This window comes from Nocardia thailandica NBRC 100428 (assembly GCF_000308795.1).
Taxonomy (GTDB): Bacteria; Actinomycetota; Actinomycetes; order Mycobacteriales; family Mycobacteriaceae; genus Nocardia; species Nocardia thailandica.
This window is the reverse complement of record NZ_BAGK01000238.1, coordinates 18,621-40,782: the sequence shown is the minus strand read 5'-3', so window position 1 is coordinate 40,782 and position 22,162 is coordinate 18,621. Positions and strand designations below refer to the sequence as shown.

Genomic DNA, 22,162 nt, shown 5'->3' with positions numbered 1-22,162 from the left:
CCCCATGTCAGAAGTCCGTATCCGACTCGGCGGCGAGGACCTCGGCGCGCAGCGGCCGCGGGTCGGGCGCGGCGCCCGAGGACACCGCGGCGAGCCGGTCCCTGGCGTAGCGGCGCAGCAGGTCACGGGCGGCGAGGTCGGTATCCGGTTGCCCGGCACCGACTCCCGGGACGAACACCGTCACGGTGGGGCGCGGGTCGGCGGCGGTGTCGACGACGACCTCGCCGGTCCAGCTGTCCGCGCGCCTGCGCAGGACACAGTCGGTGCGGAGGCCGCCGAGCTCGACGACGGCGTGCGGGTGCAGATGATCCGGCAGCGCGCCGCTCGCGTCGGGCGCGGCCACGGCGCTGACCCACACGGTGGTGCGGCCCGCGTCGCGCAGGGCCTGCCAGGAGACGGCGTGTTCGGAGGCGTCGAGCACGCCGGGCGGGCACGTCCGCCAGTCCCAGCCGGTGCTGCCGCGCGCGAGCACCAGCCCCGGCGGCGCGGCGGGACCGTCCGCCGCCAGCGCGTAATCCTCGGCGCGCGGCCGGGATTCGGCGTGGTGGCCGTCCTCGGCGCGGTCGAAGTCGCGGTCGCCCGGCGCGTCGGCGCCGTCGACCACCGACTCGCACGTCACGGCCAGCGTGCCGATCTCGCCGGCGAGCACGTCCCGATCGAGCGCGGCGATGCCGTCCAGGGTGGAGGCGGGCCACCAGCGCGCCGCCCACTGGGCGTAGGCCAGCCGCCACAGCGACGAGACCAGTTCGGGCCGTGCGGGTTCGGCGGTCCACTCGGCGGGCGTCCCGTCGAAGTCCGCGACCGCGAGGGCGACGTTCTCGCCGAAGACGGCCCACAGCCACTCCTGCGCCGCGTCCGCGTCGTCGAGCACCGCGCCCGGAATCCGTTGCCCGGCGAGCAGACTCCAGCCGAGATGGCCGCCGGCGACCTCGAGGACGAGCACGTCGAGCCCGGGCCGGTCGTCGGTCGTCAGCGGCGCGCCCGGCGGCGCGACCACGAGCGTCCCGTCTGGGCCGTGGCTCATCCGCACCGTGGTCATCAGCCTGCCCTCGCTTCCAGTTCGGGGGCCTCGGCGACGGGCGCGCTGAGCGCCTGCTTCACCCGGGCGCGATGATCGAGGATCACCGATCGCGCCACGCCGTCGAGCAGATCCCACAGCTCCGCGGTGTCGTAGACGGCGAATTCGCGCACGTCGCGGCCGTGCAGGCGGACCCAGAGGCGGCGCAGGTACGGCCGCCACGGGGTGTGCAGCTCGGTGGCGATCAGGGTCAGCGGGCTCGTGTCCCCCGCGACGTGCACGCTGTAGCGGCGGGCCTGTAGCACGTAGGCCTCGCGGCGCCAGCGGCTGTTGACGATGTCGTGCGCCGGTGACCCGCCCGCGGGCTGGTCGCGGCCGAACGGCGAAAGACCGAGGGCGAGTTCGCTGCCCGCGGCGGCGGCGAGCCGCAGCGATTCGTCGAGCAGGCCCCAGGGCGCGCAGCTGCGGGAGATCTCGCGGCTCACGAGCTCCGGGATCTCCGGCAGGTCGCTGCGATCGGTGCCGCCCTGCAGGACGGTGAAGATGCGCTCGTAGACGGTGCGGTCGAACGGCAGCCCCAGCGCCGCGGTGGACGCCGACGCCCCGAGGTCCGGTCGCCGCGGGCACCGGTGGACCGTGAGGCCGAGCTCGTCCGCGCCGCCCTCGGTGTGGACGCCCCACAGCGCGACGCCGCGATGGGTGCCGACCCGCCCGGCGAGCAGATCGTCGAAGACGGGCCCCTCGTCGGCGCCGTCGCGGGTCAGCGCGCACGCGTCGAGCAGCGCGCCGAGTTCGGCCGCGCGGTCCCGGGCACCGTAGGTCGCCGCGGGCCTGCGGCCCCAGGCGAGGTCGAGCAGTTCGTTCAGCGCCGCCGCCCGGCCGGGATCGGTGACGTGGGCCTTCAGCGCCTGGGTCGTCCGTCCGCCGGTGCTGCCGTGGATCTCGCGCAGGGTCGCCTCGGCGGTGGCCGGGCCGCGCTCGTCCGGGGCGCCGCACACGGTCGCCAGCTCGAAACAGCGCTGGAAGTAGAGGTCCTGCGCGTTGCCCTCGGTGATCCGCAGCTTCCGGCGGACCTGCTTGAGCACCGTGAACCACGCGGCGCAGTGCCGGAGCGCGTCGCCCTGGGCGTGCACGAGCGAGGTGAGCAGGGTGATCCCGTCGGCGGTCAGCAGCGCGCCCGCGCAGCTCGGATGCTGCACCGGCCGGATGACCAGCGGGTCGAGGATCAGCTTCACCGTGCGGCGCAGGGGGCCGCCACCGGCGCCGGACAGGGCCTCGACACCGTCGAGCCCGCGCCACACCTCGTCGAGCACCATGGCGCGGGGTCTTCGCATACGAGCAGGTTAACGAGGTTTCCGTGCCGAGCGCACGCGCAAACTCGAGATCGGTAGGCGGCGGAAGATTCCTACCTTTCTCTCAACGGGCCGGAACACCGGCCCACTCCTCGCCAGAGAAGAAGGAAACACCATGAACGCCAAGCTGATCGCCGCCCTCTCCGCCGCCGCTGCCACCACCGCCCTGCTGGTCACCGGCTGCGGCGACAACGGTGGCTCGGCCACCCCGTCCACCCCCGGCTCCGCCGCCCCGGCCGCCCCGGCGGGCGGCAAGTCCTCCGCCTCGGTCGACGGCAAGGCCCTGACCGCCACGTTCGACACCACCTGCGCCAAGCAGGCGGGCACCCTGGCGCTGGCGCTCACCGACGCCGCGAACGCCACCTACGGCAACCTCGCGGTCAGCGCGACCGTCGCCGGCGACACCGTCCAGGCCGTCGGCATCGCGGGCAGCCAGGGCGGCGCGAACGGCCTGCCCTACGCGGTCGGCTACGGCAACGGGCAGCCCGGCGGCTCGGCCAAGCTCACCAAGGACGGCAACACCTACCGCATCACCGGCGAGGGCGTCGGCGGCGTCGACCTGACCAACCCGCTCGCGGGCCCGTCCACCAGCACCTTCGACATCACCTTCGCCTGCCGCGAGGTCGTCGGCTCCTGATCGGCCGCGCCCGGCGAACCACCTCGCCGGGCGCCCGCTCAGTCGAACACCGCGACCCACGAATCCCCCCGACCTTTCCCCAAGGAGCACATCATGACCACCACGATCCGTGCGGCCGCGGTCGCGTTCGGCCTCTTCGCCTTCGGCTACTACCTCTACTACGGCCTCACCTACACCCCCGACCCGTGGACCGGCACCACCCTGGCCTGGCTCGGCCCGCAGATGGCCCTGCCGATCATGGCGCTGACCCTGGTGCCGATGGCCTTCGCCTTCACCGGCCGCGGCCTCGGCGAAGGACTGGTGGCCGCGTTCACCGGCCAGAACACCGGCGAGTTCCGGGAGGGCCGGATCGGGATCGGCACCGTGAAGACGGTCCGGCAGACCGGCATCACCATCAACGACCAGCCGCAGGTGCGGATCGACTTCAGCGTCGAGGGCGCCGACGGGAAGGTCTTCGACTCGCACGCCAAACTGATCGTGCCCCTGACCGAGCTGGCCCTGCTGCGGCCGGGCGTCGTGCTGCCGGTCCGGTACGTGCCGGGCCGCACCGATCGGGTGCAGGTCGACCGGTCCGGCGACCAGCGGGCGGTTCAGGCGGCCATGAACGAGTCCATGATCCGCAAGGGCGTCACCACCCGCGACAAGCTCGACATCGCCGAGCGCGGCGTCGTCGCCCAGGCCGTGGTCCGCACGCTCGACGTGCCCGGGGAGATCCGCGGCGGCTACACCAAGATCCGGCTCGGCCTCGTGGTCACCCGCGACAACGGCGGCACCTTCGAGACCAGCGTGGAGAAGTTCCTGCCCCCGACCGCGATCGGTCACGTGCAGGTCGGCCGGATCGTCCAGGTGCACTACCTGCCCGGCCGCGAACAGGAGGTGGTGCTGTCCCTCCCGGTCAACGCCTGAGGACCCCACCCGCGAGCGCGGCATCCGGTGACCGGCCGGATGCCGCGCTCGGCGTCGTTCCCGGACGAGTTTTGGTCAGGTGTTCATCTACGTGTTCCCCGTGGCTTTCCTGCGCTGCTTACCGTGCCCACGTCCGATCTACCCAGGAGTCGCCGTGAGCATCAGCCCGCTCGCCCTGTTCGTCAAGCACGACGGCCAGTCCGCACGCGCCGCAGTGACCTGCGAATACAAGTGCGCCAACGCGTGTTTCCACGAGCCGCCGAACACCTCGGGAGGCGAGTACTTCGGTGACATCGTCGCCGGGCTCAACCGTCGCGGCCTGATCAAGGGCGGCGCGGCCGCCGTCCTCGCCGTCGGCGCCGCGAGCGCGCTCGCCGCCTGCGGCGGTGACGACAGCGCCGAGACCGCGGGCCCCGCCCCGACCCCGGCGGGCACGCCCGGAACGGGCACCGGCTTCACCGCCGTCGCGCCGAACAAGGAGGACGCCGTCGTCGTCCCCGACGGCTACGAGCAGGGCGTCGTGATCCGCTGGGGCGACCCGCTGTTCGCCGACGCGCCCGCCTTCGACTTCGAGAAGCAGACCGCCGCCGCCCAGGCCAAGCAGTTCGGCTACAACAACGACTTCGCCGCCCTGCTGCCGATCGAGGGCCAGGCCAACTCCTACCTGCTGGTGGTCAACCACGAGTACACCACCGGCCCGCACATGTTCCGCGGCTACGACAAGGCCAAGCCCACCGACGAGCAGATCGAGATCACCAAGGCCGCCCACGGGCTCACCGTCGTCGAGGTCAAGGGCGAGCCGGGCTCGGGCAAGCTGACCCCGGTCTTCGGCAAGTACAACCGCCGCATCACCGCCACCACCGAGTTCACGCTCACCGGCCCCGCCGCAGGCTCGGGCTACGTGATCACCGGCGCCGACCCCACGGGCACCAAGGTGCGCGGCACCTTCGCCAACTGCGCGGGCGGCGTGACCCCCTGGGGCACCGTGCTCTCCGGCGAGGAGAACTTCAACGGCTACTTCGCCAACGTCGACAAGGCCGCCGACCCCGCGGGCCGCCTCAAGCGCTACGGGTTCGCCAAGGGCGGCACCGCCAACCAGTGGGAACGCACCGACAAGCGCTTCGACCTCGCGCAGGAACCCAACGAGGCCAACCGCTTCGGCTACGTCGTCGAGATCGACCCGTGGGACCCCGCCTCGACCCCGATCAAGCACTCCGCGATGGGTCGCCTCAAGCACGAGGGCGCCACCATCTACGTGACGAAGAACGGCGACGTCGTCTCCTACACCGGTGACGACGAGAAGTTCGACTACATGTACAAGTTCGTCTCGTCGAAGAAGATCAAGTCCGGCACCGGCGCCGCCGCCCGCCGCGACAACATGACCATCCTCGACGCAGGCACCCTCTACGTCGCCAAGCTCACCGGCGACCACGCCGACAAGATCGACGGCAGCGGAAACGTCCCCTCCGACAAGGGCTTCACCGGCAAGGGCCAGTGGATCCCGCTGCTGAAGAGCAACGGCGACGGCAAGGCCGAGTCCCTGGTCGACGGCATGTCGGCCAGCGAGGTCGCGGTGTTCACCCGCCTCGCCGCCGACAAGGTCGGCGCCACCAAGATGGACCGCCCCGAGGACTTCGAGGCCAACCCCTACACCGGCAAGGTCTACGTCGCGCTGACCAACAACGACAACCGCGCCGCCGAGGGCAAGCCCGGTGTCGACGAGGCCAACCCGCGCAAGCTCAACAAGAACGGCCAGGTCCTCGAGATCGTCGACGACCACACCGGCACCGACTTCACCTGGTCGCTGCTCCTGGTCTGCGGCGACCCCAAGGCGGCCGACACCTACTTCGCCGGCTTCGACAAGAACAAGGTCAGCCCGATCTCCTGCCCGGACAACCTGGCCTTCGACCCGTACGGCAACCTGTGGATCTCCACCGACGGCAACGCCCTCAAGACCAACGACGGCCTCTTCTCCGTCGTCCTGGACGGCCCCGACCGCGGCGAGACCAAGCAGTTCCTCACCGTGCCGCGCGGCGCGGAGACCTGCGGCCCGATCGTCACCGAACAGCGCGTCATGGTGTGCGTCCAGCATCCCGGCGAGGCCGACGACGCGACCCCCGAGAACCCCCTCTCGCACTGGCCCGACGGCGGCGACGCGCAGCCGCGCCCCTCGGTCGTCGCCGTCTGGAAGAAGGCGGGCGGTCGCATCGGGATGTGAGTGTGGGGGGTGACTTCGGCGGCGCGGCTGTGACTTTGGCGCCGCGGGCGCCGCGGGTCGCGGCCCCCTGGTGGCCCGTCGGTCGGCGTACCGATACTCGCGCCTGCGGCGCATGGTCTCGGTACCCCGACCGACGGGCCGGGCCGCGACGGGGCCTCCTCGAGGTCGGCCTTCGGGTGGCCCGGTCGCGGCCCGGACGTGGTGGTCCGGGTGGGCCGGACGTGGTGGCCCGGTTGGGGCCGGACGTGGTGGCCCGGTTGGGCCCCGGACGTGGTGGCCCGGGCGCACATGCTGGCCCGGCGGGCGGACGTAGTGATGGGGTGGTGGGGACGGGCTGATAGTGGGGGCGGTCAGCCGAGCCAGTCGAGTACCGACGCCGCGGTCCAGGACTGCTGCATGCTGCCGAGGGGTTCGCCGGTGAAGGGTTCGTAGTACTCGGCGAAGGCGCCGTCGGCGGCCTGGCGCAGGCCCTCCTCGCGCAACGCGCGGGCGCGCTCGGCCCAGCCGCGGTGTGCGAACACCCAAGAGAACAGCCAGCTCATGACCGGCCAGACGGGGCCGCGCCAGTACTCGCGCGGGCGGAAGTCCTTGGACACCGGCGAGGTCGACGGCGGCAGGGCGTAGCGCAGGTCGGGGTGCCCGCAGAAGCGCGGGCCGTCGAACAGGCGCAGCAGCGCGCGTTCGGTCTGCCGCGGCAGGCCGCCGCACAGCAGCGGCGCGAACATCGCCAGGGTCTCGGTGCTGATCCACTGTTCGGCGCGGACGTCGAAGTCGCGGGCGGCGCCGGTGCGTTTGTCGGTGGTGTCGAGCACGCCCGCGCGGAAATGCGCCGCCCATTCGTGCAGTTCGCGGACGTCGGCGTTCGGTTGCCGGTACTCCTCGCCGATGTCGGCGAGCACCTCGCACGACAGCGCGAAGATCGCGCTGACGAAGACGTCCTCCACCGCGAAGCTCATCACCGAGGCCAGGGCGTAGTCGTCGTAGTTCGCGCGGCGCATCTGCTCGACCAGCCACAGGTAGCGGTCGTACTCGCGATCGCTCGGCCGCTGGGAGGGGTCGGCGACGATGGCGGTGTCGGCCCGGCGGTACGGGGGCAGGTCCGCGCCGGGGACGACGTTCTTGTAGGCGCGGTCCCAGCGCGGCGAGTTGTCCATGCCCGACTCCCACCCGTGGTACAGGGTGATCCGGCCGCTCTGTTTCGGGTCGCGGGCGTTGGCCAGCCAGCGGTGCCAGCGCACCAGGTCCGGCCAGCGGCGGTTGAGGAACTCCTCGGCCACCGCGCGGGTGGTGCGCCCGTGCCTGCGGGAGTGGTCGAGGATGCGCTGCACGGCGACGGCGTGCACGGGCGGCTGGGTGATCCCGGAGGTGTCCGGGCCGTCGGGTGCGTCGGCCGCGAGCCTGCGGCACTCCCAGCGGGCGGGGCCGGGAAAGTACCCGTCGACCCCGTTGGCGAAGACGATGTGCGGGATCATCCCGTTCTTCCACTGCGCCGACAGCAGCGTGTCGAGCTCCATGACCGCGCGTTCGACGCTGAGCGGCGCGAGCCCGACCGCGACGAACGCCGCGTCCCAGCTCCACATGTGCGGGTAGAGGCGGGGTGCGGCGCTGGTCATCGTGCCCAGGTCGTTGCCGCGCAGCAGGTAGGCGGCGCGGGCCGCGAGCTGCGTCGGGGTGAACCCGGGGTTCGTCATTTGTTCATTTTGACCCCGGCGCGGGCAACCGGCATCTCGGCGTGGGCGTGGCGCCCGACACGTTCGCTCAGCGGTACTCCGACGGCTGGGTGTATTCCACCGCCGAGCCGCCGATCGAGCCGAGAATCGTGATGATCGCCAGACCGGCCACCAGGTTGATCGCGCTGGTGGCCAGCTTCGGCCCCCAGTCGGCGATCAGCGTCAGCGGGAGCAGCGCGGCGGCGGCGGTGGCCAGGCCGGTGATCCAGTAGAAGAACTGCATCGGGTTGGGCATGGCCGCCAGCAGGATGTTGAGCAGGCCGGTCGCCATGAGGGCCGCGACGGCGCCGGAGAAGGCGTAGGACGTGGTCGAGATGGTGCCGTAGGTGCCGGTGCCGGTCGGCGAGAGCAGCGCCACCTGCAGGACACCGCGCACCAGCAGGACGCCGACCACGATGATCAGCGCGGCGACGACGGCGGTGCCGAAACCACCCGCCCACAGCTTGCCGAGATTGATGTGTTTCTCGGGCTCCGGCGGGGCGTAGGGCTGGTACTGCTGCTGACCCGGTTGCTGCTGCGCCGAGTACGGCTGCTGCTCGTACTGCCGGTTCTGGTAACGCGGATCCGTCATGCCTGTCGAAACTACCCGTATCGCGGCGATCCGGTTCGGCGAACCTCCCGATCCGGGCGTGGCGCGGACTCCGGTTACCGTGGTCGTCGTGACCACCGCGCGACCGCTCGCTCTCATCACCGGCGCAGGCCGTGGCCTCGGCGCCGCCATCGCCCGCGACCTCGCCGCCGACCACGACCTGCTGGTCGGAGCCCGTTCGGCCGAGGCCCTCGCGGCCGTCACCGGCGAACTGCCCGGCGCGACCCCGTGGCCGGTGGAACTCACCGACTACCCCGCGGTCGCCGCCGCCTGCGCGCCGATCACCCGGCTGGACGTGCTGGTGCACAACGCGGGTGTCGCCGACCTCGGCACCATCGCGGACTCGACCGTCGACCAGTGGCGGTACACCCTGGAGGCCAACCTCATCGCCGTCGCCGAACTCACCCGGCAGCTGCTGCCCGCGCTGCGCGCCGCGAACGGGCATGTGGTGCTGATCAACTCGGGGGCAGGCCTGCGGGCCAATCCCGGCTGGGCGTCCTACGCGGCCGCCAAGTTCGGGCTGCGGGCGTTCGCGGACGCGCTGCGTGCCGAGGAACCCGGCCTCCGGGTGACCTCCGTCTTCCCCGGCCGCATCGACACCGACATGCAGCGCGAGATCATCGCGGGCGAGGGCCGCGAATACCGGCCCGAGGAGTTCCTGAAGCCCTCGACCGTCGCCGCCGCCGTCGGTAACGCGGTGCGCACGCCCGCCGACGCCCATCCGGCGGAACTGGTTCTGCGCCCCTGGCGGCACTGAGCACCGCGCGCTGCGCGGGGTTCAACTTCCGGTCATGATGTCCGCGTACCTTGTCGGCACCACCCCGACCGGGTGACGCGATCATCGGCTCCCGACGCCGGCACAGTCGCACCCCCCACTCCCGTCCCGGCGGCCGCACGCCGCCCGCACACACGAAGGCCCGAGAACGTGGATCGTCGTCGGATGTTGTCCCTGTTGGTCGCCGGCACGGCTGTCGCCGTGGCGGGTTGCGCCACCGCCGAGGGGGAGGCGCCGATCGCGCCCAAGCCGACCACCCCGCCCGCCGTCCCGCCGTCGGCGGCGCCGGCGAAGCAGTTGCTGCCCGCGCCGCCGGCCGGGCCCAAGTCGGTCATCAAGCCCGGCATCATCACCGAACTGCCCGGCGCGGGCTCGAGCATGGCGCTGACCGTCGACGACGGCGCCAGCGCCGAAGTGGTCGGCGCCTACGTGAAATTCGCGAAGGACACCGGCGCCCGGTTCACCTTCTTCGTCACCGGCTACTACGACTCCTGGACGATCCACCGCGACGCGCTGCGCCCGCTGGTCGAGTCGGGGCAGATCCAGCTGGGCAACCACACCTGGGATCACGCCGCGCTCACCAAGCTCAGCGCTTCCGGGGTCGCCGACCAGCTCAGCCGCACGAAGGACTTCCTGCGCAACAACTTCGGCGTGGACGGCACCCCGTTCTACCGCCCGCCCTTCGGCTATCACAACGCCACCGTGGACAAGGTGGCCGCCGACCTCGGCTACACCGTCCCGACCATGTGGTACGGCTCGCTGTCGGACTCCGGGCTCATCACCGAGGACTACCTGATGGAGTGCGCGCGCAAGTATTTCAACGCCCAGACCATCGTCATCGGGCACGCCAACTTCCCGCCGGTCACGCACTGCTACGGGCAGCTGGTCGACCTGATCAAGGAACGCAACCTGTCGCTGGTCACCCTGAACGACGTGCTGAAGGTGCAGGCCTGATCCACGTGAAACAACGCGCCCCCCGGCCGGAAGGCCAGGGGGCGCAGTCGTTTCCGGCGATCACGGGACGATGTTGACCATCTTGCCGGGCACCACGATCACCTTGCGCGGCGCGTTGCCCTCGAGCAGGGCGGCGATCTTCTCGTCGGCCAGGGCGGCGGCCTCGATCGACGCCGGATCGGCGTCGGCGGGCACCTGGATGCGGCTGCGCACCTTGCCCTTCACCTGGATCGGGTACTCCACCGAATCGTCGACCAGCCGCGCGGGATCGGCGATGGGGAACGGGCCGTGCGCGAGCGACTCGGTGTGGCCCAGCCGCTCCCACAGCTCCTCGGCGATGTGCGGCGCCAGCGGCGCCAGCATCAGCACCAGCGGCTCCACGGCGATGCGGGGCGCGCCCTCGGGGTAGTTCTTGGTCAGGTAGTTGGTCAGCTCGATCAGCTTGGCGCCCGCGGTGTTGTCGCGCAGGGCCGCCAGATCCTCGTCCACCCCCGCGACGGTGCGATGCACCAGGCGCAGCGTCTCGTCGGAGGGCGCGTCCTCGGTAACGCGGACCGCGCCGGTCTCCTCGTCGACCACCAGGCGCCACACCCGCTGCAGGAACCGATGCGCGCCGACGACGTCCTTGGTCGCCCACGGACGCGAGGTGTCCAGCGGGCCCATCGACATCTCGTAGAAGCGGAAGGTGTCCGCGCCGTACTGGTCGCAGATCTCGTCCGGGGAGATGGCGTTCTTCAGCGACTTGCCGATCTTGCCGTACTCCTGGGCGACCTCGATCTCCACGCCGTCCGGCCCGGTCCAGTAGAACTTCGCGTCCCGCTCGACGACCTCGGCCGCGGGCACGTAGGCGCCGCGGGCGTCGGTGTAGGCGTAGCCCTGCACGTAGCCCTGGTTGAACAGGCGGCGGTAGGGCTCGCTGCCGGTCACGTCGCCCAGGTCGTAGAGGACCTTCTGCCAGAAACGCGCGTACAGCAGGTGCAGTACCGCGTGCTCGACGCCGCCGACGTACAGGTCGACGCCGCCCGGATCGGCCGGGCCGTGCGCCTCGGGCCGCGGGCCGAGCCAGTACTGCTCGTTCTCCGGGGCACAGAAGTACTCGGTGCTGGTCGGGTCGGCGTAGCGCAGCTGGTACCAGGAGCTGCCCGCCCAGTTGGGCATGACGTTGGTGTCGCGGCGGTACCGCTTGGGGCCGTCGCCCAGATCCAGGGTGACGTTCACCCAGTCGGTGGCCTTGGCCAGCGGCGGGGACGGCTCGGAGTCCGCGTCGTCGGGGTCGAAGGTGACCGGCGCGAAGTCGGCCAGCTCCGGCAGCTCCACCGGCAGCATGGACTCCGGCAGGGCGTGCGCCAGGCCGTCCTCGTCGTAGACGACCGGGAAGGGCTCGCCCCAGTACCGCTGGCGGGCGAACAGCCAGTCGCGCAGCTTGTACTGGATGGTGCCGGTGCCGTGGCCGTCGGCCTCCAGCTTGCCGATGACGGTGGCCTTGGCCTCGTCCACGGGCAGGCCGTCCAGGAAGCCGGAGTTCACCAGCACACCCTCGCCGGAGTGGGCCGCCTCGGTGACGTCGCCGCCGGAGATGACCTCCACGATCGGCAGGCCGAGCGCGGTGGCGAAGTCCCAGTCGCGCTGGTCGTGGCCGGGCACCGCCATGATGGCGCCGGTGCCGTACCCGCTCAGCACGTAGTCGGCGGTGAAGATCGGCACCTGCGCGCCGTTGACCGGGTTGGTCGCGTAGACGCCGAGGAAGACGCCGGTCTTCTCCTTGTTCTCCTGGCGCTCCAGGTCGGACTTGGCCGCGATGGAGGTGCGGTAGGCCGCGACGGCCTCCACGGGGGAGGCGGCGCCGCCGTTGGTCCAGCGGGGGTCGGTGCCCCCGGGCCAGGCGGTGGCGACCAGCTTGTCGACCAGCTCGTGTTCGGGTGCCAGCACCACGTAGGTGGCGCCGAACAGGGTGTCGGGGCGGGTGGTGAAGACCTCGACCTGCTCGCCGTCGGGCGCGTCGAAACGCACCTGGGCGCCGCGCGAACGGCCGATCCAGTTGCGCTGCATGGACTTGACGTTGTCGGGCCAGTCCAGCGCGTCCAGGTCGTCGACCAGCCGGTCGGCGTAGGAGGTGATGCGCATCATCCACTGCCACATGCGCTTGCGGAAGACGGGGAAGTTGCCCCGCTCGCTGCGGCCGTCGGCGGTGACCTCTTCGTTGGACAGCACGGTGCCGAGGCCCGGGCACCAGTTGACGATCGAATCCGACTGGTACACCAGGCGGTAGCCGTCCAGCACGCCCGCGCGCTCGGCGGCGGTCAGCTCGGCCCAGGCGCGGCCGTCGGGCAGCGGACGCGCGCCGGTGGCGAACTGTTCCTCTAGCTCGGCGATCGGGCGGGCCTTGTCGGCCTCCTGGTCGTACCAGGCGTTGTAGATCCGCAGGAAGATCCACTGCGTCCAGCGGTAGTACTCCGGGTCGGTGGTCGCGAACGAGCGGCGGCGGTCGTGGCCGAGACCCAGCCGGTCCAGCTGACGCTGCATCGTCGCGATGTTGGCCTCGGTGGTGTCGCGCGGGTGCGCGCCGGTCTGCACCGCGTACTGCTCGGCGGGCAGCCCGAAGGCGTCGTAGCCCAGCGCGTGCAGCACGTTGCGGCCGTGCATGCGGTGGTAGCGACCGAACACGTCGGTGGCGATGTAGCCCAGCGGGTGGCCTACGTGCAGGCCCGCGCCCGACGGGAACGGGAACATGTCCTGGATGAACAGCTTGTCGACCGGGGTGGCGCCGGCCAGCGGGCCGACCGGATTCGGCGCGTGGAAGGTGCCGCGCTCGTTCCAGTTCTGCTGCCACCGCCGCTCGATCCGGCCCGCGAGTTCGGCGTTGTACCGGTGCTGGGGTACATCGCTGTCGGTTGCACGAGTGTCTGGCACTGTCCCGATTCCTGTTCTCGCTGATCTCGCCGCCGTGGGCTGGACACACTACGTCTTCCAGCGTAGTGCGTGACCCCCACCACTTTTCCCCTCGGCCCACCGAGGTCGCCGCCCGGTCGGCGGCCGTCTCGATTCTGGACTGACGGAGGGAGGGAGCGCAGCGACCGGCCGGAGGAGGGAAGAATCGAGACAGAAGGGCCGCCGACCCGCGGCGCCAGCCGCGCATCGACACTGCTACCGTGCAGGGATGTTCGTCGTCGCCTTTCTGATGTTCGCGCTGGCCGCCGCCGTCATCGTGCTCGGCGTGCTGGGCTTCGTCGGCAAGCTGCCGCGCAACCGCTTCGTCGGCGTCACCACCGAGGCGGCGCTGCACAGCGACGAGAACTTCCGCATCGCCAACCGCATCGCCGCGCCGACCATGGTCGGCGGCGGCGCCGTGCTCTTCGCCGGTGGCCTGGTCACCCTGGTCGCGGGCGGGATCCCCGCCGCGGTCGTCGCCGCGGTCACGTTCGTCCTCGCGGTGTTCGCCATGGGCGCGGGGGCCAACGCGGCCGCCCGCGCGGTCGAGCCGCTCCTCCCGCCCGCCCCCGTCGGCGGCTGCGGTTCCTCCTGCGCGGGGTGCTCCCTGAAGAGCACCTGCGCCCCCGCCAACTGACGGCGTTCAGCTCTCGCCGGGCGGCGCGGGCACGCTGTGCGACAGCGGGCTGCCCGCCGGGTTGACGTAGAGCACCAGGATGCGCACCTCGCCGGGGCCGTGATTCCGGGCGACGTGCACGTGTGACGGGCCGCTCGGCTCCCGGAACACCCGCCCGGTCCGGTACCGCACGGGGCCGCGGTCGAGGTATGGATGGTCCAGCGTTCCGCGGGTGACCAGCACGAACAGCGTGCCGTCGTGGAAGTGCCACCCGCTGGAGCCGCCGGGCACGATCCGGGTCCGGCGCAGGATCACGTCGTGGCGGCCGCACCGGATCCGGCCGAGCACGCGACTGGCCGTCCCGGACGACGGCGCCGAATTGGGCGTGTACTCGCCCTGCCACGGAAATCGCACCCCTCCACCTTTACCGCAGCGCGGCCCCGTGGCCGCGGATTCCGTCGTGACCGGGTGTCCGGCGATTCCGGATGCTTGGCCGATCGAAAGCGAATCACAAGGCGGCGTGGCTACTTTCGGTTCCGGAGGCAGCAACGAGGGGAGGAACGGTGGAGGTCATCGGGGTAGTGATCGGGGTGCTCACCGTCGTGTTCGCGGTCGTCGCCGTGGCCGTCGTGGTCGTGGTGCCGATCGTGGCGATCGTGTGGGCGATCCGGGCGGCGAGGGGCAGGTCGGGTTCGTTCGCGAGCGGCGGGCCGTCGCGGCGGCACCGGCGGTCGTCGTGGTCGAGCGGCTCGTCCTACGGCGGTACGACGTACAGCGGCGACTCGGGATCGTCGGGCGGCTCGAGCTGGAGCGGCTGCGGGGGCGGCGGTTGCGACAGCGGGGGCGGCGGCGGTGGTGGTTGCGGTGGCGGCGGTGGCTGCTGAGTAGGCTCTTGCCACCATGGCACTGAGCGCAACCATCCACCACTTCACCGTCGACCTGGCCGATGTCGATCGCGGGGTGTACGAGCAGCTCGAGCTGAAGGTGGCGCGGCATCCGTCGGAGACGGCCGAGTTCATGGTGACGCGCCTGCTGGCGTACCTGCTCGAGTACGAGGAGGGGATCACCTTCAGCGACGGCGGGGTCTCCTCCACCGACGAGCCCGCGGTGCTGGTCCGCGATCTGACGGGGCGGACCACCGCGTGGATCGAGATCGGCGCGCCCGACGCCGAGCGCCTGCACCGGGGCAGCAAGCTCGCGGGGCGGGCCGCCGTCTACACCCATCGGGACCCGGCGAAGGTGCTGGCGGCCCTGTCCGGCAAGAAGATCCACCGCGCCGAGGAGATCCCGGTCTACAGTTTCGACCGGGACTTCATCGACGCCGCGGCGGCCGCCGTCGACCGCCGCAACACCCTGACCGTGTCGGTGACCGAGCGCGAACTGTTCGGTGACCTGAACGGAACCGCGCTCAGCGCGACCGTCACCGAGCACCGCATCGCCTGAGCGAAGGCGGGGACCGGCTAGGACCGCCGCCGGGCCTCGCCGAGTCCGGCCAGTGCCGCGAGTACCGCCCGTCCCGCCGCCGGGTCGCCCACCGCGATCCGCGCGCTCCCGTCCGGATACGCCTTGGCCTTGATCCCCGCCCGGCGCAGCGCGGTGGAGACGCCGGGCCCGGGGAGGTAGAGGAAGTTGGCGTGGCTGGCCGGTACCGCGAATCCCGCCGCCAGCAGGGCGCCGCGCAGCGCCTCGCGTTCGGCGGTGATCCAGTCGACGCGTTCGCGCAGCTCCCGGTCGGCGGCGTAGGTGGCGGTGACCGCCGCGACCGCCGCGTCGGAGATCCCGAACGGCAGCTGCTGCCTGCCGATCCGCTCGATCAGCTTGCCGCGGCCAACGCAGTACCCGATCCGCAGCCCGGCCAGTCCATAGGCTTTGGAGAAGGTGCGCAGCACCAGCAGGTTCGCGTGCTTGGCCAGCAGCGCGCGGAGGTCGAGCTGATCGGCGGGGGAGAGGAATTCGACGTAGGCCTCGTCGAGCAGCACCGGTACCCGGCCGGGGATCGCGTGCAGCAGCGAACGCACCTCGCCCGCGCCGAGCACCGTCCCGGTGGGGTTGTGTGGACGGCACAGCACCACCAGTGCCGTCCGCCGGTTCACCGCCCGGCGCAGCGCGTCGGGGTCCTGCTGACCGTCGCGGCGCAGCGGGACCGGGACCAGCGGGATGTCGGCCATGTCGGCCATGATCGGGTAGCCGTCGAAGGTCGGTGTGCTGCTGACCATCTCGCGCCGATCGCCGGCCAGGGCGTGCAGCACCTGCATGGCGACGCCGGTCGCGCCCGCGCCGACCACCACCTCCTCGGGCCGCACCCCGAGGTGATCGGCGATCACCCGGGGCAGCCGCTGGGGCAGGAACTCCGGGTACCGATTGGCCTTGGCGAGCGAGTCGTTGACCGCGCGCAGCACCGACGGCAGCGGCGGGAACGGGTTCTCGCTCAGGCTCAGGTCGAAGCGGGTGGGGATCGTGTCGCCGCGCACCCGGCGCGACGGCAGGGTGCTCTCGGCCAACCCCACGCTCATGCTCGTGCTCCGTTCATCGTGCCGCGCCCCAGCGCACCGCCGCCGCGCCGGCGAAGTCACCCGCGTGGGCGAAGGCCGACATCAGGACCACCGAGCCGTTGCGCAGCCTGCCCGCGCGGTTCTCGGTGTCCAGGGTGACCGGGATGCCTGCGGCGAAGAGGTTCCCGCAGGTGTCGAAGGTGTCGGGGTGGCGTTCGGCGGGCAGTTCCATCGCGTCGTGCCAGTTGCGCAGGAAGAGCCGGTTGGGCTGATTGGTGACGAAGGTGTCGATGTCGCGGCCCTTGACCCCGATCCGGTCGCAGACCGCGAGCGCCACCTCGGGGACGAGCCGGTTGCCGCGCGCGAAGACCTTGGCCACCTTGGATTCGGTGAAGCTCACGCAGCCCTGGCCCTCGCCGGGCTGCCAGTACTTGCGCTCGCCGTTGGTGCTGAAGTCCATGTCGCCCGCGAATTCGGGGTAGGTGCGGGTCTCGATGTCGAGGATGGGCGCGGTGGCGTCCTTGCGCAGCAGGCCGATGCCGCAGCCGTCGCCGGGGACCGGGGCCTGGGCGAGCTTGCGGATCTCGGTCTGGGTGAAGACCGGGCCCGCGCAGTTCTGGATCGCCACGACCAGCGCGGTGCGCGCCTCGCTGGTCTGCATGAGCGCGCGGGCCAGGTTCATCATGTGCACGAACGCGGCGCAGCCGCCGTTGTGCACGTCGACGACCTGGGCGGGGTTCGCGCCGATCCGGCGGGCCAGCTCCGGGCCCGCCCCGAGGACGGGATTGTCCGGCAGCTGGGTGTGGGTGAGCAGGATGTCGATCTCGCCCGCGAGGCCGGCGCCGTGCCGGTCGAGCAGCGGCGCGAACGCCCGCTCGGCCATGTCGACGGCGGTCTCGTCCGGACCGATGTGGTGGCGGCCGGTGGGCGAGCGGAACATGACGTTCTTGGCCATGCGGTCCGAGCGGGAGAACTGGGTGAAGTACTCGGTGGGCACCGGGTCGCCGGGCAGGTAGCTCGCGACGTCGACGAGGCTGATCGGGGGCAGGGCTGCAGAATTCACTTCATCCACTCCGGCTTGATCGGCAGGCCGTTGGCCGCGCGGTACTCACAGATGGCCTTGAGGTTGTCCAGCTCGAGCCGATGCCCGGCCGAGAACATCTCCCAGAAGTCGCCGACCCAGACCGGCCGGTCGCCGGGAACCTTCTCGGGGAAGGGGTTCTCGTCGTAGAAGGGGTGTTTGCAGTTGTTCCACAGGACGACCGAGCCGGGCTTGTTCAGCACGACCTGCGCGTCGACGACCCGCATGAGGTAGATCATCCACAGGTGTTCGCCCTGGTCCCAGGCGCAGTGGTAGTCGACGGTCATCGCCTCGGCGTTCGCCTCGGTGCGGGTGAAGATCTGGGTGTCCTTGCCCAGCTTGTCGTAGGCGACCCAGAGCCCCGGCTCGCCGGTTTCGGCGAAGCCGCGCAGGCTGTAGGTCCATTCCTCGAGCGAGCGGGTGTCGGCCAGGTACTCCCACACCTCGCGCGGCGGGGCGGCGACGTAGGACTGGACGGGGCAGAAGTCGCCGTAGATCTGGTCGTGCGGGTACACCGAGCGCAGCATGTCCAGGATGATGGGCGTGGTGGCGTCCTTGTCGGAGTTCTCGATCCGCAGCACGCCGGGCACCACCTCCTCGGGGATGTCGCTGAGTGCGGGGAGAGCGCTGGTTGTCACGAAGGGCTCCTGGGGTGAGGGGTCGCCAAGAAGGGCGTGAACGGGGGAATCTCGTCCGGGTCGCAGACGATCTCGAGGAAGGCGGGGCCGCCGGTGTGCAGGCAGGTACGCAGGGCGTCGGTGAGCCCGGCCGGGTCGGTGACCGTGCGCGCGGGCAGTCCGGGGAACATGGCGGCGACTCCCGCTCCGATATGGGTATCGCGAAAACGGTTGAAGCTGTATCGGTCTCGGTAGAAAACCTGCTCGCGGGTGACGCACATGGCGTGCGCGTTGTTGTTGAGCACGACGAAGGTGACGGGCAGGTCGTGCTCGACCGCGGTGTGGATCTCCATGCCGTGCATGTAGAAGGCGCCGTCGCCCGCGATCACGACGGTCCGGTGCGGGCCGTCGGCGGCGTCGTGGCGGGCGAAGGCGGAACCGATGCCCGCGCCGAACGCGTAGCCCATCCCGCCCATCCCCAGCGCGACAACGAACCGCCCCCCGCGCGGGACGCGGAGGTGGTGCACCACCGAGGCGCCGGTGTTGCCCGCGTCCGCGAAGACATCGGTCCCCGTGGGTAGTTCGCGGTCGATGGTCTCGACCAGCTCGCGGTAGCGCAGGCCGGGGCCGGACGCGGCGGGGACGGCCAGCGGGGTCAGGGCGGGGGTGCCGGGCCCGGTCGCCGGGGCCGCGCGGTGGTCGTCGAGTGCTGCGGTCAGGGCGGTCAGGGCGGTGGCGAGATCATCGGCGGGCGTGTGTTCGGCGGGGACGAAGGGCGGTTCGGCGCCGATGCTCAGCACGGTCCGCCCGGCCACCAGCGGGTCGAGTCCGGCGCGGGCGGTCACCGGGAGGCGGGTGCCGACCAGCAGGACGGTCTCGGCGGCGGCGAGCGCGGCGGTCAGCTCGGGGTGGCCCATGCTGCCCGCGACGCCGCAGTAGCCGGGTGCGCTGTTGTCGTAGACGTCCTTCGCGTCCGGTGCGAGGCCGACCGCGGCGTCGAGGCAGGCGACGAGCTCGGCGAACGCGGCGCGCGCGCTGTCCCGCGCGGCCTGGTCGCCGGCCAGGACGACGATCTTGCCCCGCCCGCGCGCGGCGGCGAGTGCCTCGGTCAGGGCGCGCAGGTCCGGCGCGGCGCGCTGCCGTCCGGGGATCGGCGCCCGCGGCCCGGGGGACAGCTCGGCCTGCTGAACATCCTTGGGCAGCAGCAGGACCGCCGGTCCGCCGCGGCGGGCGGCCGCGATCGCCGCGGCCAGCTGCGCGGGCGCCTCGTCCGGGTCGGTGACGCGGGCGCAGTACACGCTGATCGCCGAGAACAGCGCGACGGCGTCGAGCGCGCCCGCGCGGCCGCTCGAATCCTGGAACGCGCCCTTGCCCTCCAGCGCGGTCGGTGGCTGGCCGACCAGGGCGAGTACCGGTACCCGGGAGGCGTGGGACTCGGCCAGTCCCGCGACGAGGTTCATCGCCCCGCCGCCGGAGGTCGCGGCGACGACGCCGAGGCCGCCGGTGCTGCGGGCGTATCCGTCGGCCATGGTGGCGGCGGAGAACTCGTGTTTGGCGACGATCCCCGCCGGGCGGCCGCCCGCCTCGAACATCGCGTCGTAGAGGTCTTCGATGTTGGCGCCGTCGACGCCGAAGATGTGGGTGATTCCCAGGTCCGCCACGGTCCTGACGAGATGATCGACGACTCGATCGGGCATCGACCCTCCTTTCGCGATCCGGCGCGCCGCCCCGGCGACGACGACGTCGGCCGGGCGGTGCGATCACCGCCTACATCAGGGATACGAGCCGGTCGGCGTGCCGGTTCACCCGAATTTCCGCGACCACTTGTGTGTACGTATACATCTACGTATAGTTTCCTCATGCCCAACAAGACGATCTACGTGGCCGACGACGATCTCCCGCTGTTCGCGCGGGCGCAGGAGCTGGTCGGGGGCAACCTGTCCGGCGCCGTGATCGCCGCCCTGCGCCGGTTCATCGAGCTGGAGGAGGGCAAGCTCGCCGGCTACGAGGAGGTCGTGCTGCAGGTGGGCCGCGACGGGGTCCGGCAGGTCCGCTTCGGCGGCGTCCTGCTGGGCGAATGGCAGGACATGGACGACGACCGCGTCCTGCAGCTGCGGGTCTACCGCAGCCGCAAGGGCAAATACGTCCTGCACACCCACAGCGCGCCGTGGGACGAGTACCCCACCGGCAAGGCCGCGGGTGACCTCAAGGACTGGAAGTACTGGCGCCGCATGTTCGGCATCGGCGAGAACGCCTGGGACTGGGGCGAATACGAACTTGAGATCGTCGACGACGTGGAGGAGCTGAAGCCGAAGCTCCCCGACAAGCTCTACCGCCGCGTCCGCGAGGGCGCCCACCCCAGGATCGAGGAGCTCGACATCTAGTCCGAGCCGACAACTCCACCTCCGCGACCACCACCGCTCCCGGGAGCGGTGTCGATAAAACATGCACATATTCGTACTGATTTATTCATTTCCGCTGAAAGGGAAGACCATGGTCAACGCCTCACCGGCCCCCGCCCTCACGGCGCGCGGCCTGCGCAAGGCCTACGGCGACCACACCGTGCTCGACGGCATCGACCTCACCGTCGCCGAGGGGACGGTGTTCGCCCTGCTCGGCCCCAACGGCGCGGGCAAGACCACCACCGTCCAGATCCTCACCACCCTGATCGGCGCCGACGGCGGCGAGGTGCGCGTCGGCGGCTTCGACGTCGCCACCGAGCGGACCGACGTCTGCGCGCGGATCGGCGTCACCGGTCAGTTCGCCGCGGTGGACGAACTGCTCACCGGCCGGGAGAACCTCGAGCTCATGGGCGATCTGCTCCACCTGCCCCGACGCGAATCCCGTCGGCGCGCCGCCGAACTGCTCGAACGCTTCGACCTGGTCGAGGCGGGCGACAAGCCCGCGAGCACCTACTCCGGCGGCATGACCCGCCGCCTCGACCTGGCCATGACCCTGGTCGGCGACCCGCGGGTGATCTTCCTCGACGAGCCGACCACCGGCCTCGACCCGCGCAGCAGGCGCGCCATCTGGGACATCGTGCGTGAGCTGGTCGCCGCCGGGGTCACCGTCTTCCTCACCACCCAGTACCTGGAGGAAGCCGACCAGCTCGCCGACCGGATCGCGGTCCTCGACGGCGGACGCATCGTCGCCGAGGGCACCGCCGCCGAGCTCAAGCGCCTGGTCCCGGGTGGATACATCCGCGTCGACCTGCCCGACCACGCCAGTCTCGCCGCGGCACAGCGGGTGCTCGGCCCCGCGGCCCGGGTGCTCGAGGCGGGCGACGGACTCACCCTGGCGGTGCCGAGCGACGGCGGCGTGCGATCGCTGCGCGCGGTCCTCGACCGGCTCGACGCCGCGACCATCGAGGCGGGCGGGCTCTCCGTGCACACCCCCGACCTCGACGACGTCTTCCTCTCCCTGACCGGCCACGCCACCACCCGAATCGAGCAGGAGCCCGCCCGATGAGCACCCCCACCTACGCCCTCACCGACACCGTCACGATGCTGCGGCGCAACATCCTGCACGCCAAGCGGTATCCCAGCATGGTCTTCGCCGTCGTGATCATGCCGATCGTGCTGCTGCTGGTGTTCAACTTCGTCTTCGGCGGCGCGCTGGAGAAGTCCTCCGGCGGCAACTACATCGACTACCTGGCCCCGGGCATGCTCCTGCTGATCCCGGCCTACATGACCGTCTCGGTCTCCGTCGCCGTCGCCACCGACGCCGCCAAGGGAATCGTGAACCGGTTCCGGGTCATGGCGATCTCGCAATCGGCGATGCTGTCGGGACAGGTCGTCGGCACGCTCATCCAGGCGATCCTCGGCCTGGCGGGCATGGTGGTCGTCGCGGTCCTCGTCGGCTTCCGGCCGAACGCGACCGTGCCGGAGTGGCTGGCCACCTTCGGCCTGCTGTCGCTGGTCGTGCTGGCCTTCACCTGGTTCGCCGTGGCGCTCGGCCTGCTCTCGCCCACGCCGGAGGCCGCGAGCAACGCGCCGTTCCCGCTGGTCATGCTGCCCTTCCTCGGCAGCGGCCTGGTCGCGACCGACACCATGCCGGTCGGGCTGCGCCAGTTCGCCGAGTACCAGCCGTTCACGCCGATCACCGAGACCGTGCGCGGCCTGCTGATGGGCACCGAGATCGGGATCAACGGCTGGGTATCCCTCGGCTGGTGCGCGGTCATCGGCCTCGGCGGATTCGCCTGGTCGCGGTCGATCTTCCGCAAGCAGGCGCGACGCTGATCCGGCTCGCC

21 protein-coding genes are annotated in these 22,162 nt (G+C 71.5%); 11 read left to right on the top strand and 10 right to left on the bottom strand.

Annotated elements, in window-relative coordinates; genetic code table 11:
- Positions 1–7: 7 nt before the first annotated feature.
- Together ON36_RS27470 and ON36_RS27465 are read right to left on the bottom strand one after the other, a co-directional pair.
- Complete coding sequence (locus ON36_RS27470) at positions 8–1,039, bottom strand: hypothetical protein (RefSeq protein ID WP_043659522.1); 1,032 nt, start codon at positions 1,037–1,039, stop codon at positions 8–10.
- Positions 1,039–2,334 carry a hypothetical protein gene (locus ON36_RS27465; protein ID WP_043659520.1) on the bottom strand — a complete coding sequence of 432 codons (1,296 nt, stop codon included), beginning with the start codon at positions 2,332–2,334 and terminating at the stop codon, positions 1,039–1,041. Before ON36_RS27465 ends, ON36_RS27470 begins: the two co-directional genes overlap by 1 nt.
- Positions 2,335–2,485: 151 nt before the next feature.
- Here ON36_RS27465 and ON36_RS27460 point away from each other — a divergent pair, with 151 nt between their 5' ends.
- The 3 genes from ON36_RS27460 to ON36_RS27450 all read left to right on the top strand — a co-directional run bounded on the left by ON36_RS27460 (position 2,486) and on the right by ON36_RS27450 (position 6,131).
- Complete coding sequence (locus tag ON36_RS27460; protein ID WP_043659519.1) at positions 2,486–3,007, top strand: lipoprotein LpqH; 522 nt, start codon at positions 2,486–2,488, stop codon at positions 3,005–3,007.
- Between the two features lie 93 nt (positions 3,008–3,100).
- A complete protein-coding gene (locus ON36_RS27455; protein ID WP_043659517.1) occupies positions 3,101–3,913 on the top strand; it encodes a hypothetical protein in 813 nt (270 codons plus the stop codon).
- A 154-nt stretch (positions 3,914–4,067) separates the two neighbouring features.
- A complete protein-coding gene (locus ON36_RS27450; RefSeq protein ID WP_043659515.1) occupies positions 4,068–6,131 on the top strand; it encodes a PhoX family protein in 2,064 nt (687 codons plus the stop codon).
- A 350-nt stretch (positions 6,132–6,481) separates the two neighbouring features.
- On the opposite strand, the gene ggh is transcribed toward ON36_RS27450, so the two are convergent.
- Positions 6,482–7,822: a glucosylglycerate hydrolase gene (ggh, locus tag ON36_RS27445; protein ID WP_043659514.1), complete on the bottom strand. Its 1,341-nt coding sequence runs from the start codon at positions 7,820–7,822 to the stop codon at positions 6,482–6,484.
- Positions 7,823–7,889: 67 nt separating this feature from the next.
- Positions 7,890–8,432 (bottom strand): DUF6069 family protein, encoded by a 543-nt coding sequence (locus ON36_RS27440; protein ID WP_043659511.1) that lies wholly within the window; start codon positions 8,430–8,432, stop codon positions 7,890–7,892.
- 88 nt (positions 8,433–8,520) lie between these two features.
- Between ON36_RS27440 and ON36_RS27435 the strand changes: the two genes are divergently transcribed.
- Complete coding sequence (locus ON36_RS27435) at positions 8,521–9,207, top strand: SDR family oxidoreductase (protein WP_043659594.1); 687 nt, start codon at positions 8,521–8,523, stop codon at positions 9,205–9,207.
- A 183-nt stretch (positions 9,208–9,390) separates the two neighbouring features.
- Positions 9,391–10,179: a polysaccharide deacetylase family protein gene (locus tag ON36_RS27430; RefSeq protein WP_043659509.1), complete on the top strand. Its 789-nt coding sequence runs from the start codon at positions 9,391–9,393 to the stop codon at positions 10,177–10,179.
- 60 nt (positions 10,180–10,239) lie between these two features.
- Here ON36_RS27430 and leuS read toward each other — a convergent pair whose 3' ends face one another.
- Positions 10,240–13,089: a leucine--tRNA ligase gene (leuS, locus tag ON36_RS27425; protein WP_043659508.1), complete on the bottom strand. Its 2,850-nt coding sequence runs from the start codon at positions 13,087–13,089 to the stop codon at positions 10,240–10,242.
- Between the two features lie 247 nt (positions 13,090–13,336).
- On the opposite strand from leuS, the gene ON36_RS27420 reads away from it, so the two are divergent.
- Entirely contained in the window at positions 13,337–13,744 is a 408-nt protein-coding gene (locus tag ON36_RS27420; protein WP_043659505.1) for an SdpI family protein, read from the top strand.
- Between the two features lie 6 nt (positions 13,745–13,750).
- On the opposite strand, the gene ON36_RS27415 is transcribed toward ON36_RS27420, so the two are convergent.
- A complete protein-coding gene (locus ON36_RS27415; protein WP_043659502.1) occupies positions 13,751–14,137 on the bottom strand; it encodes a cupin domain-containing protein in 387 nt (128 codons plus the stop codon).
- A 149-nt stretch (positions 14,138–14,286) separates the two neighbouring features.
- On the opposite strand from ON36_RS27415, the gene ON36_RS34315 reads away from it, so the two are divergent.
- On the top strand, positions 14,287–14,607 hold the full coding sequence (locus ON36_RS34315; protein ID WP_176569401.1) for a hypothetical protein: 321 nt from the start codon (positions 14,287–14,289) through the stop codon (positions 14,605–14,607).
- Positions 14,608–14,623: 16 nt separating this feature from the next.
- Positions 14,624–15,166: a YaeQ family protein gene (locus tag ON36_RS27405; RefSeq protein WP_043659499.1), complete on the top strand. Its 543-nt coding sequence runs from the start codon at positions 14,624–14,626 to the stop codon at positions 15,164–15,166.
- A 17-nt stretch (positions 15,167–15,183) separates the two neighbouring features.
- On the opposite strand, the gene ON36_RS27400 is transcribed toward ON36_RS27405, so the two are convergent.
- The 4 genes from ON36_RS27400 to ON36_RS27385 are packed head-to-tail and all read right to left on the bottom strand — an operon-like array spanning position 15,184 to position 19,610.
- Complete coding sequence (locus tag ON36_RS27400) at positions 15,184–16,236, bottom strand: aminotransferase class I/II-fold pyridoxal phosphate-dependent enzyme (RefSeq protein ID WP_052314397.1); 1,053 nt, start codon at positions 16,234–16,236, stop codon at positions 15,184–15,186.
- A gap of 13 nt (positions 16,237–16,249) precedes the next feature.
- Entirely contained in the window at positions 16,250–17,263 is a 1,014-nt protein-coding gene (locus ON36_RS27395) for a 3-oxoacyl-ACP synthase III family protein (RefSeq protein WP_043659586.1), read from the bottom strand.
- Positions 17,264–17,274: 11 nt separating this feature from the next.
- The gene (locus tag ON36_RS27390) at positions 17,275–17,934 is read right to left on the bottom strand and encodes a DUF8713 domain-containing protein (protein WP_043659496.1); all 660 of its coding nucleotides are present in this window, start codon (positions 17,932–17,934) and stop codon (positions 17,275–17,277) included.
- A complete protein-coding gene (locus ON36_RS27385) occupies positions 17,931–19,610 on the bottom strand; it encodes a thiamine pyrophosphate-binding protein (protein ID WP_052314396.1) in 1,680 nt (559 codons plus the stop codon). Before ON36_RS27385 ends, ON36_RS27390 begins: the two co-directional genes overlap by 4 nt.
- 162 nt (positions 19,611–19,772) lie before the next feature.
- On the opposite strand from ON36_RS27385, the gene ON36_RS27380 reads away from it, so the two are divergent.
- The 3 genes from ON36_RS27380 (at position 19,773) to ON36_RS27370 (ending at position 22,151) form a co-directional block, all read left to right on the top strand.
- Positions 19,773–20,297 (top strand): EXLDI protein, encoded by a 525-nt coding sequence (locus tag ON36_RS27380; protein WP_043659491.1) that lies wholly within the window; start codon positions 19,773–19,775, stop codon positions 20,295–20,297.
- Between the two features lie 109 nt (positions 20,298–20,406).
- On the top strand, positions 20,407–21,381 hold the full coding sequence (locus ON36_RS27375) for a daunorubicin resistance protein DrrA family ABC transporter ATP-binding protein (RefSeq protein WP_043659489.1): 975 nt from the start codon (positions 20,407–20,409) through the stop codon (positions 21,379–21,381).
- Positions 21,378–22,151 carry an ABC transporter permease gene (locus ON36_RS27370; RefSeq protein ID WP_043659486.1) on the top strand — a complete coding sequence of 258 codons (774 nt, stop codon included), beginning with the start codon at positions 21,378–21,380 and terminating at the stop codon, positions 22,149–22,151. The genes ON36_RS27375 and ON36_RS27370 overlap by 4 nt, the downstream gene beginning before the upstream one ends.
- The last annotated feature ends 11 nt before the right edge of the window (positions 22,152–22,162 follow it).